Annotated in this window: 12 protein-coding genes; 5 read left to right on the top strand and 7 right to left on the bottom strand. The window is 46.9% G+C overall.

Annotation, left to right across the window (positions count from 1 at the left end; translation table 11 throughout):
- Window positions 1-111: 111 nt before the first annotated feature.
- Together OO778_RS21815 and OO778_RS21810 are read right to left on the bottom strand one after the other, a co-directional pair.
- Entirely contained in the window at window positions 112-1,512 is a 1,401-nt protein-coding gene (locus tag OO778_RS21815; RefSeq protein WP_264911658.1) for an FAD-dependent oxidoreductase, read from the bottom strand.
- 217 nt (window positions 1,513-1,729) lie between these two features.
- Complete coding sequence (locus tag OO778_RS21810) at window positions 1,730-2,089, bottom strand: DUF3316 domain-containing protein (RefSeq protein ID WP_005395335.1); 360 nt, start codon at window positions 2,087-2,089, stop codon at window positions 1,730-1,732.
- Window positions 2,090-2,513: 424 nt separating this feature from the next.
- Between OO778_RS21810 and OO778_RS21805 the strand changes: the two genes are divergently transcribed.
- On the top strand, window positions 2,514-3,422 hold the full coding sequence (locus OO778_RS21805) for a VirK/YbjX family protein (RefSeq protein ID WP_005395337.1): 909 nt from the start codon (window positions 2,514-2,516) through the stop codon (window positions 3,420-3,422).
- Between the two features lie 52 nt (window positions 3,423-3,474).
- Entirely contained in the window at window positions 3,475-4,026 is a 552-nt protein-coding gene (locus tag OO778_RS21800; protein ID WP_145534312.1) for a porin family protein, read from the top strand.
- A 47-nt stretch (window positions 4,027-4,073) separates the two neighbouring features.
- Here the strand turns inward: OO778_RS21800 and OO778_RS21795 are convergent, their stop codons facing one another.
- The 5 genes from OO778_RS21795 to OO778_RS21775 all read right to left on the bottom strand — a co-directional run bounded on the left by OO778_RS21795 (window position 4,074) and on the right by OO778_RS21775 (window position 10,000).
- Entirely contained in the window at window positions 4,074-4,982 is a 909-nt protein-coding gene (locus OO778_RS21795) for an EamA family transporter (RefSeq protein WP_264911654.1), read from the bottom strand.
- Between the two features lie 131 nt (window positions 4,983-5,113).
- The gene (gene phnR / locus OO778_RS21790) at window positions 5,114-5,815 is read right to left on the bottom strand and encodes a phosphonate utilization transcriptional regulator PhnR (RefSeq protein ID WP_258488399.1); all 702 of its coding nucleotides are present in this window, start codon (window positions 5,813-5,815) and stop codon (window positions 5,114-5,116) included.
- 9 nt (window positions 5,816-5,824) lie between these two features.
- A complete protein-coding gene (locus tag OO778_RS21785) occupies window positions 5,825-7,549 on the bottom strand; it encodes a putative 2-aminoethylphosphonate ABC transporter permease subunit (protein WP_264911653.1) in 1,725 nt (574 codons plus the stop codon).
- An 8-nt stretch (window positions 7,550-7,557) separates the two neighbouring features.
- Window positions 7,558-8,664, bottom strand: coding sequence for a putative 2-aminoethylphosphonate ABC transporter ATP-binding protein (locus OO778_RS21780; protein ID WP_065645641.1), 1,107 nt, complete (start codon window positions 8,662-8,664; stop codon window positions 7,558-7,560).
- Between the two features lie 325 nt (window positions 8,665-8,989).
- The gene (locus tag OO778_RS21775) at window positions 8,990-10,000 is read right to left on the bottom strand and encodes a putative 2-aminoethylphosphonate ABC transporter substrate-binding protein (RefSeq protein ID WP_005384363.1); all 1,011 of its coding nucleotides are present in this window, start codon (window positions 9,998-10,000) and stop codon (window positions 8,990-8,992) included.
- A gap of 266 nt (window positions 10,001-10,266) precedes the next feature.
- Between OO778_RS21775 and phnW the strand changes: the two genes are divergently transcribed.
- The 3 genes from phnW to phnX all read left to right on the top strand — a co-directional run bounded on the left by phnW (window position 10,267) and on the right by phnX (window position 13,681).
- Window positions 10,267-11,370, top strand: a complete 1,104-nt coding sequence (gene phnW / locus OO778_RS21770; protein ID WP_053808134.1) for a 2-aminoethylphosphonate--pyruvate transaminase — start codon at window positions 10,267-10,269, stop codon at window positions 11,368-11,370.
- Between the two features lie 26 nt (window positions 11,371-11,396).
- A complete protein-coding gene (locus OO778_RS21765; RefSeq protein WP_264911649.1) occupies window positions 11,397-12,776 on the top strand; it encodes an aspartate aminotransferase family protein in 1,380 nt (459 codons plus the stop codon).
- 89 nt (window positions 12,777-12,865) lie between these two features.
- A complete protein-coding gene (gene phnX / locus OO778_RS21760; protein ID WP_264911648.1) occupies window positions 12,866-13,681 on the top strand; it encodes a phosphonoacetaldehyde hydrolase in 816 nt (271 codons plus the stop codon).
- Window positions 13,682-13,696 lie beyond the last annotated feature (15 nt).

Raw genomic sequence — 13,696 nt, 5'->3', positions numbered from 1 at the left:
TATTACTCACCTTTTAAATCTGAGCTTGAAAGACAGAGGCTAACACAAGGCTACATCGCCCCCCAATGACTTTCACTGCAAACTGTCTCGTTTGTGGCTAAAGTCTTCAGTTTAGTCGAGCTTATCCGCTTTGCCTGCTGGTCCTGCGAGTTTCGCTAGCCATTTATCCCAAACAAACGGATGTTTCTCATTGTCTTCCGCTTCCTCTTTTCGGCGAACAGCATTTCGTACCATCATTGCTCCCAGCCAACGTATTGGTTCTGGTGGAAAATACCCAAGCGGTCCTTGCGCTAAACCACTTCGCGTCCATTCGTTATCTAGCCCTAACACCAACGACGATAAAATCTTTCCACCCATTCGAGTTTGGGCAACGCCATTACCTGAATAACCAAACCCGTAAAAGACATTACTTTGCTCATCCAATTGTCCAAAGAAAGGAAAACCAGTTGCGGAGCGATCCGAACCGCCAGTCCAAGAGTACTCAAATTCAGCCCTTTTTAAGCGAGGAAAAAGGTTGTCGAATGATTTTTTTAGTAGCGTTTGATAACGCGTCGGCTTGTTAAACATCGCGTCAACTTGGTTGTTGAAAGAGAACTGATTACCGCCTTTACCTAGCATCAAACGGCCATCTGGCGTATCTCGGTAATAATGTACGAAGATGCGTGAGTCCAACACACTCGAACCCGCTTGCCAACCAGATTGAGACAAAGTATCACCAAGCGGCTTGGTGATCACCATGTCGGAAGAGACCACCACGATACTGTTTTTGAACTGTTTAAACTGCTCCACCATCCATGCATTTAATGCCAACACCACCTGCTGCGCTTGAATGTTTCCTTTAGGTGTACAGACGGTGGCAGGTTTTCCATAATCTAGACGCGTCATTGGCGTGTTCTCATAAACTTCTACACCCAGATCAATAGCAATACGGCGTAACCCTCGCGCAAGTAAGGCGGGTTGTACGTTAGCAGCAACCGGAGAGTGGTAGCCTGCAATATGGCGAGGTGAACCCGCATTAGCACACAGTTCCTCCACCGAGCAACGACGCCAACTGTTCACATCTAGCCGTTGTAACTCGTCGACAACTGGTTGCATTCCACCTTTCTGAGCCTGATTGGTTGCGGTGTAATAAACCCCTTTTAACGATAATTGCGCATCGATATTGTATTGCTGACAAAAGTCGTCAATCTCCAACACCGCTTGTTCCGACTCTTTTACCAACCAAACAGCATGTTCTTCACCGAATAACCGTTTCAACGTCGGGAACTTGGTAGACCATGTCAGCATACAGCCGCCATTCGCGCCAGATGCCCCGCTGCCACACAAGCCCTTTTCGATAACAACCACCTGTTTTTCAGGAGATTGCTGCTTAATCATAATCGCTGTCCAAAGTCCGGTGTATCCGCCACCGACAATAGCAACGTCAGTATTAATGTTCTGCTGTAACGGTTGCGGCGTTTCTGGTTGCTCAGCTTCAATTGCCTTCTTGAACCAATATGAATGATGTGTCATCGGGTATCCTCGTTAGTGCGTTACATCCATTTCCGCAAACACTTTACAAACGATGAGCACAATCAACGAGCAAGAATATCTAACGCTGAGCGATAGCAAATGTTGCGCTGAGAGAGTGGAAGTTTCTGCTATCAATGAATACAAAAATGGGGAGCAGCGCTCCCCAAAACAAACAGCAAGGATATAAATTATCGGAAAATCGAGACCGTCTTACTGGTTAGTATTTACCGGTTTCACGCATGCGGTACTCGTATTGAACATTGAGAATAGGCTGGTATACAACTTGCCCGTCACTTTGCAAGAACTCATTCACCATGACTTTTGAGTCGGTGATAGAAAACGACTGGCGATCAACATACTCTGTAAGGCTTGTAAACTCGTCACGAAGCTGACCTGGTGATTTGCTTTGATAGTTCTGAATCATGTCACGACCCATTTCATAAGCCGCTTGTTTGCTATCCATAACATCACCATGGATCGTTTCGGTATCGTTTGTCCACTGATAGCCACCAGCAAAAACAACAGAAGGTGCAGCAGTCAGAGCAATCATACTTGCTAAAGTCATTAAGCGTTTCATAAACCTCTCCTTACTTACCTTTATATCGGGCCTAAATTGGCTCGATATTTATAAGGTACGTATAAAGACCAGAAACACGTCAAAATAATTTCAAATAACGTTCAATTCTTGTTCAACTCATTTCACTTTAACTTAGCAACACGGCATCATACTCTGCCAACACGAGCATTTTTCTACCTCGTAATCACAACGTTCAAAGTGGCTTCCAAACTGACATTTCCTTACCAACCCATACAATACCTAAGGTCAATTTTCTCTTAGAATTCCAACAAAAGAACAGTGTTCAAAACCTTATATAAACGTCGGGCACAGCAAAACCTCCCCTTTTAGTAGTGCTTTGCATTTCCCCCTTTTTCGGGTTCTTCGCTGCTCGTCCGTCGGTTCTTAATTGTGGCTGTTGAGCACACGTTAATCTGGAGTGAAAATGACCGCGAACAAATCCATTTTTTACCATAGCAAATCGATTTACTCAGATGATTATGCTGATGTCTATAAGCCAATTTGGACCTACAGAGCGAAGTTTATCTTGCGCGCACTTTACTACAAACGTGCGTTTAAACACCTGTCAGACAATATTGAATCGTCATTGTTAGAGTTGCTTTGTACACGTACACATCGATTTTTAGAAAAACCGTTTCGTCCCTACATCATCAAAAATAACTCAGCGTTCGATCGTTCAAACCTAGTGGTTGATCACTACAAAACCATTTCAGAGCTGTTTTCTAAACAGACCATTGAAGAGATCTATACCGATTCGACAGGCTTAACATTAACATCATTTGAAATCGACGAGACATTGTACTCTGTGCGATTGGTGTACGAAGCGCGTTACCAAAAAGAAGGCGACATGAGCCTAGTGCTACACAGCGCGGAGGATGGCAACTTCTATACGCTCTCATTTACTCTCGGCCACATAGAATCTGGACGCAGCATTATGATTGGCGGCTTGCAAGGGCCACGCAGCAGTGAAGAGAACAACGCGAAAATTAAAAAGTTAACTCGTAAACTTTACGGGCAAAGACCAAAAAGCTTGATGGTGAGTTTGCTCACTTTACTCGCGCAAATTTGGGAAGTGAATACGATTCTAGCGGTAAAAACACAATCCCATACTTATGCTGCACGACGCTACAGTAAAGGACGAATCAAAACGGATTACGATGCACTCTGGCAAGAGTTGGGCGGCACCGAATACAACCGTCATTTCTACTCACTCGATGTAAATGCCCCACGTCGTGATATCGAAGGCATGTCGCGTTCTAAGCGTTCGATGTATCGACGTCGTTACGAATGGTTAGACAATACCAAAGCGGAGTTCATGACAAGGCTACGTTAACCCAACGCACCACATGACGTTTTGTTTTTTCATTTTATGATTCGGAGTTTTTATGTCTTACAAATACGCCGTTGCATGCTTACTATCCGCACTTTCCTTAACGGCTCAAGCACAACCAACCCAACATGTTGTTGGAGCAAATTTAGGCTACGGTAATGTTAGTTACGATGTGAACAATAGCCATGATGAAGGTGACATGTTCCTTGGTGATGTATATTACCGTTACATGTTCGATCACAACTTTGGTATTGAAGCCGGCTATAAGGGCGCATTTAACGGCATTGGCTCCGTACTTATCAGTCCCTTAACAGAAATCACCGATGTCAGTTATGGCGGACCTCGACTCAGCGGTTACGCAAGTTACCCTCTGGGAGCTGGCTTTGAGCTTTACGGGAAAGGCGGTGTCACTTACTACACGTTAAGTTATACATTTAAAAATAATGGTCAGAGCAAAGAATATGATGAGTCCAGCCTTGGAGGCGAGGCCGCTGCTGGTGTCGCTTGGGCCTATAAACACTTTGGTTTGAACTTGGAGTACAACTACGCCAAGAATAGCGATTTTGATTCTGGCGGTGTGATGTTTGGTGCACAATTGCGATTTTAAAAATTTAGCTGTGCCAAGGCACCGAATCGACATCGGTGCCTTATACCTCAAGAAGGGCTCAATGACATAATGATTCCGCTCAGGATCAACAGCACCCCGACGCCTCGCGTGAAATACCATTTTTCAGCCAACAACCACACGCCCATTAATAAACCAAATACAATGCTGATTTGTCGCAAAGCCACAACAAGGCTGACGTTATCAGTCATAGTCATCGCAAACAGCACCAAGCCGTAGGTGGATGCCATCATGATGCCAGCCATGCTCGCACTTTTGCGAATCATCCAAGCGGTTTGTAGTTCTTGCTGACTCCCCGAAACAATACACCACAATAAAACCGGTACTCCCATAACCCAAAACTGCACGCCTAGATAAAAAATCGCGCTATAGTGGTCGTTAAGAATGGTCGATGTTTGTTGAGTTAGCAGATTCAGTGCTTGCTTGTCCACAACGGAGTAACCCGTCGTGCCAAACGCCGCAATCAAGGCCCAAAACACACCAACATTCAGGTACTCCCCAAGAGTAATTTGACGAAAACTGGTCACTGGAACTAGGACACAACCTAAAGTAATAAGCAGGAAACCCAACCACTGCTGAGCATTCAACTCATAACCTAAGGCGACGGTGAGTGCGCCCACCATCATTACAGGAAGTGCTCTCGCAATCGGATAAATCACTCCCACATCGGCGTGCTTGTAGGCCACGATCAAACCAACCAAATAGACGATTTGAGATAAACCACTGATAAACAGCATTCCCCAAAACACGCTGGGCAACGTCGCCCAGCCAATGTTAAAGAGATACCAAATAAGGTAGGGCGTGAGTAGAAGGCAAGCAGATAAACTTGCCGCCATCGTAAACGCGAGCCCTGAACCAGCGTTGCTTTTACCAAGAATATTCCAGCCAGCATGCATAACCGCAGACAATACAACGAGTGCTATTGCCAAGAGATCCATTCCGTTTTCCTGTTTATGATATTTAGATCCCCTCATGGTGCTTGGGTACAACAAAGGCCCCAATATGGAGCCTTTGAATTTGAGATATAAATTGCTCGCTGCCAACTAGACAGATGCCCAGCAAACAGAGATTAATTCAGCTCCGCGACAGACTCGATGCTGATGGCATCATGACGCCAGTGTTCGATGTCACAGTCAATCAACTCGCCATGTTGGTTGTAGTTGATACGTTCAACCACCATTGCAGGCGTACCAGACGTCGCGCGCAATGCCTGTGCCACCTCACCCAACAAAGTACTAGTCGAAATGCGGTAACGAATTTTTTGATACGTCACACCATAGTGTTCACGATAAATGTCGGTTAACGAGTTTGATAAATCATAAGACAATAAGTTGGGAAATATGTCTGGTCGAATGTAGTTCGTGACATAAACCACCGGACGCTCTTCTAGGTAACGAACGCGGTCGACACGAAATACGTCTGAAAACGGCTGAAGGTCCAACAAACGAGCGGCCAATTTATTAGCCAAAGTGCCTTTTGCGGCTATCACTTCTGTTTTTGGCACGCGATTTTGCGCTTTTGCCATGTTTGGGAAGTTCAACGTTTGGGTTGGGTCGTAACGCAATGGCTCAGGTGAGATAAACCAACCTCGGCGGTCTTCGCGATAGATTCGACCTTCCGCTTCGAGCAGTGATAAAGCTTCACGCAAAGTGACGCGTGTAGTATCGAACGACTCCGCCAACTTACGCTCTGCTGGCAGTTTTTGACGCGGCGATAGCATGCCCGCTTCAATCTGTTCAACAATCGAATCTTTAATTTTTACGTATTGCACGAAGTGTCCTTATCTTTTGCGCCAAGTTTGTGTGCGATTCTCTAACAATTTACCCAAAGTCATCTGAACAATCTTCGCAATTGCGGCAGCAATCATGATCATCACAGCCATTGCCGCTGCAGCGCCAGTTTGACCTGCATCGTCCATATTCAGAATCGAGACCGAAGCCGGAATCGTATCGGTTGAGTAAAGGAATACTACCGCAGAAGTGGTGGTCAATGCATTAACAAACAAGTAAGTCGCAATGTCCAAAATCGCAGGTAAACACACAGGTAATGTCACTTTAAAGAACAACTTGTATTGAGGAAGCTTCACCGATGCCGCCGTGGCTTCAATCTCCGATGGCAACTGCTTTAGCGCTGTCAGTGCTGTCATGTGACCCACGGTGTAGTAATGCACTACCGTGTTAATCACCAAGAATGCCATGGTGCCATAAAGCACATTCAGAGGATTGTTCGCATCATTGAAGTAAAAGATGTAACCCAAGCCAAGCACCATACCCGGAACCGCCATTGGCACCACGCTAAGCATTTGCATCACCTGACGAATTGGACCGAACGCACGCCCTTTCTCAATACAGTAAGCACCGACAAATATGATGGCAGTACCGATCACTGCCGTCCAACCTGCCAGCGTTAGCGAGTTGAAGAATGGGCTCCAACCGTAAGTGCTCATTTCAGCAAAGTTGTAGTTGTTTAGCGTCAGCGCTTTGTTCCAAGGCCAGAACGTAACTAACGAGCCATACACTGCCATGCCAAGCACAGCCAACACTGCGATAGAAATGATGCTGCAGTAAACCAAACAAATGCTGTCGCGCGCTTTGTTAGGTTCTGGCTGATAAGGCACCGAGCGTGTATCGAATAAGCTCTTTTGCTTTTTCTGTACCCAGCGGTCTGCGCCGAACGCCATTACCGCAGGAAATAGCAACATAATGCTGGTCACCGCCCCCATGGCAAAGTTTTGCTGTCCCACAACTTGCTTGAAGATGTCAGTCGCCAGAACGTTGTAGCTGCCACCAATCACTTTCGGCACACCAAAGTCCGTGATAACCAGTGTAAAGACCACGATAAGCGTACTGATCAAACCGTATTTCGCCGCAGGTAACGTCACCATAAAGAAGGTTTTGATTGGTGAAGCTTTCAATGCGCGGGCTGCTTCATACAAGCGGGCATCTGAAGTACGCAGCGAAGTGGTCAAAATCATCAATGCATGAGGGAAAGTCCAGAAAATCAAACCCATCGAAATACCAATCACCCCGTAAATTGAGTTTCCTAACAACATCTCTTTGGCAATACCTTGATTACCGAAAAGGAAGATCAAACTGATTGCCGGCAACAACGAAGGCGCGAGGATCGGCGCGGTACCTAGGATTTGAAACAAACCTTTAAACGGCATGCATGAACGAGTCAGCGCGTAGGCATAACCAAACGCAAGCACGCCTACTACCGAGGTCACAATCACGCCCAGAGTGAAGGTGTTGCCCACCGATACCCATAAGCTTGAAGAGGAAAAGTACGTCGCAAAGTTTGCCAAACCAACGAATTCGCCATTGGCATTTTGCACACTCTTGGTCAACATTGCCCAAAGCGGCATTAAGATGAACAGCACCATCATGGTCGACAAGCCTGCGAGCAAACCGAACAACACAAGGTTGTCGCGGCTGACACGTCCGAGTAGGGATTTTGCTTTGTCTTGTGTGGTCAGGCTATTCATCGTCATTGTCTTCGCATCCATGTTTACACCTACGCCGCTAGCGCTTTATCAACCGAGGGCACGGCGTAACCATGCAACCCTTCTTCAGCAAACTGGATGTAACGTACATCGCCCGCTTTGATATTGAGTTTTTGAACCGTTTCCACGGGCACATCCACTACGATGGTTTTCGTGGCGCTGTCGTTTTGCAATACGCAATCAATGCGGAAAAACGCCCCCAGAAACTCGGTTGCCGTAACTCGCACTGGTAAAGAATTGGTGTAGTTTTCAACAAACTTGATGCTTTCAGGGCGCACCGCAAGGTCGAAGCGGTCACCACGTTGGATCTTACGATTGGTCAAGCTTGGCGCTGGCATCAGGGTTTCTGCAATTCGCACTTGGGAGTCCGTTGCAACTGAGGTTTCAATAAAGTTCATGCTGCCGACAAACTCAGCAACAAAGCGCGTAGCTGGTTGTTGGTAGATCTCTTGAGGTGTGCCGACTTGCTCAATCACACCATGGTTCATTACCACGATACGATCCGCCATCGACAACGCTTCATCCTGATCGTGCGTAACCATGATGGTGGTGATACCAAGCTTGCGTTGCAGCTTACAAATCTCATCACGTAAGTGAACACGTACTTTTGCATCCAGCGCTGAAAGCGGCTCATCAAGTAACAGTAGGCCCGGTGACAACGCCAATGCTCGAGCCAAAGCAACACGCTGCTGCTGACCACCAGAAAGTTGGTTAGGAAATTTCTCGCCAGAGGTTGGAAGACCAATGGTTTCTAACCAGTAATCCACCTTCTCTAACGCTTCTTTGGTCGACATGCCTTGGTTCTTCAAACCCACCGCAATGTTCTCTTGCACGGTTAGGTTCGGAAACAGCGCGTAAGATTGGAATACGATGCCGAAATCGCGCTTCTCTGGTGGCAAGAATGTGGTCTCTTGACCGTTTTGAAAAATCGCACCAGACGTTGGCAAGTCTAAACCTGCAATGGCACGTAGCAGAGTGGTTTTACCGCAGCCAGAAGGACCTAGAAAACAAACGAACTCGCCCTTCTCAATCGCTAGCGAGATTTTCTTTAATGCAGTGAATTGTCCGAATTGCTTCACTACATTTTCGATATTTAGGTAATGTTGGTTAGTTGACATAACACACGCTCCAAATGGTATATACCAACTTTAGTTTTGGAGTGTTACGTTCCAATGACAAATTTATAGCCAGAAGATGACAAATAGATGAAGGGCGATGACGTTTGTTCAAGTGGTAATTAGAGATTCCCGACTCACTCCTTCCTCACTCTCGAGAATGACGTTGTGAGTGCGGATAGAAGTACCCAACTTTCTCAAGTCCGTCATTCCAGCGAACCTAGGTGAGACTAGGAATCTACTTGTAGCGAACTCTGAAATAACAGGGAACACAAAAAATCCACCTCAACCGAGGTGGATTTCAGCATTCAAATTAGAGCAAATTCCATTAAGACTTTGGCTCTGATTTCGCGTCAAATTTCTCAGACCATGCCGCTAGAATCTCTGCACGCTTGCTGCCCATTTGCGCGAAGTCCATCTTCGCCATGTTCTCTTGAACGTTCGGGAAGTTAGAAACGGTCGCTTTCACTTCTTTATGTGCAACCACTGGGTACATTTCTACGTAAAGCTCGTTTGCTGCTTTAGAGATTGACCAGTCGACAACACGCTTCGCTGCATCAGACTCTTTTACTAGACCAACAGCTTCTGATTCCCAGCCGATGCCTTTTGGTGTGATCACCGCTAATGGCGCGCCTTGTGTTTTCAACTTCGCGCCGCGGCTCGCCATCGAAATACCGATAGCCACTTCACCCATACCCGCTTGAACACATGGCTTAGAGCCAGAGTGCGTGTAGTGTGCAATGTTTTTGTCTAAGTCACGCATGTAGTTCCATGCCTGATCTTCACCCATGTTTTGTAGCCAAGCAGAAACCTGCATGTAGCCAGTACCTGAAGACGCTGGGTTCGGCATTGCAATGTGACCTTTGTAAACCGGCTTCGTTAGGTCTTCCCAAGACGTTGGTTTCGGTAGGTTAAGTTGTTTCGCTACCGCTTCGTTGAAACACACTGCGTTAAAGAACGCATCGTTACCGAACCAAGCTTGGTTTGATTGAGGGTCGTTTAGGTTCGCGTGCAGCTCTTCCAAACCTTTTGGTGTGTAAGGCTTAAGAAGACCTTCATCTTTAAGCAGTGCCATTGACGAGCCAGCCAGACCCCAAACCACTTCCGCTTGAGGGTTGTTCTTTTCTGCCAGCAATTTCGCCGTCATGATACCGGTTGAATCGCGAACCCACTTAATCTTGATATCTGGGTTATCTTTCTCAAACGCAGACTTGTATTTAGCAAGAATGTCAGTTTCGAAAGCGGTGTAAACCGTGACTTCCTGTGCTGCCATTGCATTCGTAGCTAGCAGAGAGACAAGTGCAGCCAGCGATCCTTTCATCAAACGGTTTTTCATCATTTTCTCCAGTTAATTTGGCCAAGTTTTCATTTGGTCTGTACCAGTTGACGATAACCACCCTACTGAGCCTTTGTGACGAAATCATGACCATTAAATGGCAGTTTTACGAAAATTTGCGATGAATAATCGTTCAATTGATCCGCAATTTTCTGGATATTAAAGTTTTATGAAATTGGACATTCGCCTATTTACTGCCCTTTTCTTCCTCGCTAGAGTTAACTCGAAATTTGGTGTAGACCAATTAGCCTATTCTGATGGAAATCGAGATGAAAAACGAATACCTACTACTGACTCCAGGTCCTCTATCTACTTCTGAAACAGTACGTGAAGCCATGCTAAAAGACTGGTGTACTTGGGATGATGAATACAACAAAGACATTGTAGAAGTGATCCGCACTAAGCTTGTAAAACTGGCGACGGAGCAAGACGGCTACACCAGCGTACTAATGCAAGGTAGCGGCACCGCATCAGTAGAAGCAACGATTGGCAGTGCCATTGGCAAAGATGGAAAATTGTTGGTTGTCGACAACGGTGCTTACGGTGCGCGTATCGCTCAGATCGCTGATTATCTAAATATTCCATGCCATGTAGTTTCCCCAGGCGAAACATCACAGCCACACTTGAACGAGGTGGAAACTGCATTGACATCGGATCCTACAATCACACACGTGGCGATTGTTCACTGTGAGACAACCACTGGCATGCTTAACCCAATTGAGGCATTTGCTTCTGCGGCAAAAGCACACGGTAAAGTGGTGATTCTCGATGCCATGTCGAGCTTTGGTGGTATTCCTATCGATATAGCTGAGCTAGGCATCGATTTTATGATCAGCTCAGCGAACAAATGTATCCAAGGCGTACCGGGCTTTGGCTTTGTGATTGCGAAACAAACTGAGCTAGAAAAGTGCCAAGGTCAGGCACGTTCTTTGAGCCTTGATCTTTACGACCAGTGGCACTGCATGGAAGTGAACCACGGCAAATGGCGTTTCACGTCTCCAACGCACACGGTTCGCGCTTTCTATCAAGCCTTGCTAGAGCTGGAACAAGAAGGCGGCATTGAGGCTCGTCATAACCGTTACCAAACTAACCAGAAAACACTGGTTGCAGGTATGCGTTCTTTGGGGTTTGAGCCACTACTGAGTGATGAACTTCACTCGCCAATCATCACTTCTTTCTACTCTCCGACTCACAGTGATTACCAGTTCAAAGCGTTCTACACGCGCTTGAAAGAGCAAGGTTTTGTGATTTATCCGGGTAAGGTATCGAACGCAGATTGCTTCCGTATCGGCAACATTGGTGAAGTTTACCCAGCAGATATCGAGCGCTTAATCGGTGCGATTGAAAAAGCAATGTACTGGCAAGTTGCGTAAAGCAGCCTTCTGGTTGAGAGAGCGTTATGACTCAGAATATCAAACCGACTCATTTCCGTAGCGAAGGCGATGTCAACACGACGCCAGCGCGCCAAGCTTGGAATGCGTCGATGGACGACGAACGCACGCAAGCATTATTGAAGCGCGATTCCGAGGTCTTTCTTCATCAAGCCATGTCGACGCCTTGCTTAGATACCTTGGAAGCAGCGGAAGGCATCTACATCCAAGATGCTACAGGCAAAAAGTACATGGACTTCCATGGCAATAACGTCCATCAGTTGGGCTACGGTCATCCGCATGTGATTAAACGTGTGCAAGAGCAAATTGCCAAACTGCCGTTTTCACCACGTCGTTTTACCAACGAGACCGCGATTGAATGTGCCGAAAAACTCACCCAAATCTGTGGCGGCGAATTGAACCGCGTATTGTTTGCGCCAGGTGGCACATCAGCAGTCGGCATGGCACTTAAATTAGCACGCCACATCACGGGCAACTACAAGGTGGTGTCGTTGTGGGATTCCTTCCACGGCGCATCGTTAGATGCCATCTCAGTGGGTGGTGAAGCGTGTTTCCGTCAAGGCATGGGACCATTAATGGCAGGTATTGAGCGCATTCCACCAGCGGTGTCTTACCGTGGCGCTTTCCCAGTCGCGGACGGCAGCGATGTGCATTACGCCGATTACCTTGAATACGTGATTGAGAAAGAAGGTGGCGTGGGCGCGTTTATCGCAGAAGCAGTTCGCAACACGGATGTTCAAGTGCCAAGTAAAGCCTACTGGAAACGCATCCGTGAAATCTGTGACAAACACAATGTCATGCTGATCATCGACGACATTCCTAACGGCATGGGTCGCAGCGGTGAATGGTTCACCTATCAAGCCTACGACATCGAGCCAGATATGCTGTGCATCGGTAAAGGTTTGGGCGGAGGTTTAGTGCCTATCGCAGCCATGGTAACCAAAGACAAATACAACACTGCCGAGCAAATCTCCATGGGTCATTACACTCATGAGAAAAGCCCTATCGGTTGTGCTGCAGCACTGGCAACCATGGAAGCCATTGAGCAAGACGGCTTGCTAGATAAAGCCAAAGTCGACAGCCAGTTTATGCGTGAAAAGCTGTTAGAGATGAAAGCCAAGTACCCAGTGATTGGTGATGTACGTGGCATCGGCATGTTGTGGGGCATTGAACTGGTTACTGACCACGAAAGCAAAGCACGCGCGTATGACGAAGCGGAAGCTGTGTTGTACCAATGCCTTAACAATGGCGTGAGCTTCAAGGTATCGCAAGGCAATGTGATTCAACTCAGCCCACCGCTGATCATCACTCGCGAGCAACTGACAGAAGCATTGGCGATCTTCGAAGAAGCGATCGCCAAAGTGTGTGAAGACTTTAACTACTTTTAAGGTCAATAGACCTCAACAAAAACCAATTTACCCAGAGCGCGGTTCAACGTGTAGGCAAGCGCTCTGGCAAGCAAGAAAAAGGATTGAACATGAGCAAATCACCAATTCAAGCAGTGATCTTTGACTGGGCTGGCACTATCGTCGATTTCGGCTCTTTTGCGCCAACCAGCATCTTTGTAGAAGCATTCAAACAAGGTTTTGATTTTGATATCAACCTTGAAGAAGCTCGCGAACCAATGGGGCTTGGTAAATGGGATCACATCCAAGCTGTGGGTCGCATTCCTGCGGTTGATAAGCGTTGGAATGATAAGTTTGGTCGCTCAATGACCAGCGAAGACATTGACGCTATCTACGCAGCATTTATGCCTCTGCAAAAAGCAAAAGTGGCTGACCATGCAGACCCAATCCTTAATGCGATTGAAGTTGTGAACGGTCTGAAAGACAAAGGCATGAAGATCGGTTCTTGTTCGGGTTACCCGCGTGAGGTGATGGACGTACTGATTCCAGTTGCAGCGGATTACGGCTACCAACCAGATTATGTTGTCGCGACAGACGATCTGCCCCAAGGTGGTCGCCCGGCACCATTTATGGCACTGAAGAACGTGATTGAGCTGAATGTTACTGACGTTAATGCGTGTATCAAAGTGGATGACGCAGCACCGGGCATCGATGAAGGTCACAACGCCGGTATGTGGACCGTTGGTTTGCTGCTTTCTGGTAACGAAGCAGGTCTAACGTTTGAAGAATACCAAGCCGCGGACGAAGCAACCTTAGAGAAAGCTCGTGAAAAAGCACGCGCGAAGTTTATCAAGAGTGCACCTCACTACTTAATCGACACCATCTCCGATCTGCCAGAGGTGATCGTAGATATCGAACAACGCCTAGCCGCGGGCGAACGTCCGTAGTTTTCGCTCGCGAAT

This window comes from Vibrio sp. STUT-A16 (assembly GCF_026000495.1).
Taxonomy (GTDB): Bacteria; Pseudomonadota; Gammaproteobacteria; order Enterobacterales; family Vibrionaceae; genus Vibrio; species Vibrio diabolicus.
Note: the sequence above shows the minus strand (reverse complement) of the source record. Positions and strands in the feature narration are given on the sequence as shown.

Coding starts and splice junctions, on each gene's coding strand:
- OO778_RS21815 (WP_264911658.1), bottom strand. CDS start 1,512: ATGACACATCATTCATATTGGTTCAAGAAGGCAATTGAAGCTGAGCAA.
- OO778_RS21810 (WP_005395335.1), bottom strand. CDS start 2,089: ATGAAACGCTTAATGACTTTAGCAAGTATGATTGCTCTGACTGCTGCA.
- OO778_RS21805 (WP_005395337.1), top strand. CDS start 2,514: ATGACCGCGAACAAATCCATTTTTTACCATAGCAAATCGATTTACTCA.
- OO778_RS21800 (WP_145534312.1), top strand. CDS start 3,475: ATGTCTTACAAATACGCCGTTGCATGCTTACTATCCGCACTTTCCTTA.
- OO778_RS21795 (WP_264911654.1), bottom strand. CDS start 4,982: ATGGATCTCTTGGCAATAGCACTCGTTGTATTGTCTGCGGTTATGCAT.
- OO778_RS21785 (WP_264911653.1), bottom strand. CDS start 7,549: ATGGATGCGAAGACAATGACGATGAATAGCCTGACCACACAAGACAAA.
- OO778_RS21780 (WP_065645641.1), bottom strand. CDS start 8,664: ATGTCAACTAACCAACATTACCTAAATATCGAAAATGTAGTGAAGCAA.
- OO778_RS21775 (WP_005384363.1), bottom strand. CDS start 10,000: ATGATGAAAAACCGTTTGATGAAAGGATCGCTGGCTGCACTTGTCTCT.
- phnW (WP_053808134.1), top strand. CDS start 10,267: ATGAAAAACGAATACCTACTACTGACTCCAGGTCCTCTATCTACTTCT.
- OO778_RS21765 (WP_264911649.1), top strand. CDS start 11,397: ATGACTCAGAATATCAAACCGACTCATTTCCGTAGCGAAGGCGATGTC.
- phnX (WP_264911648.1), top strand. CDS start 12,866: ATGAGCAAATCACCAATTCAAGCAGTGATCTTTGACTGGGCTGGCACT.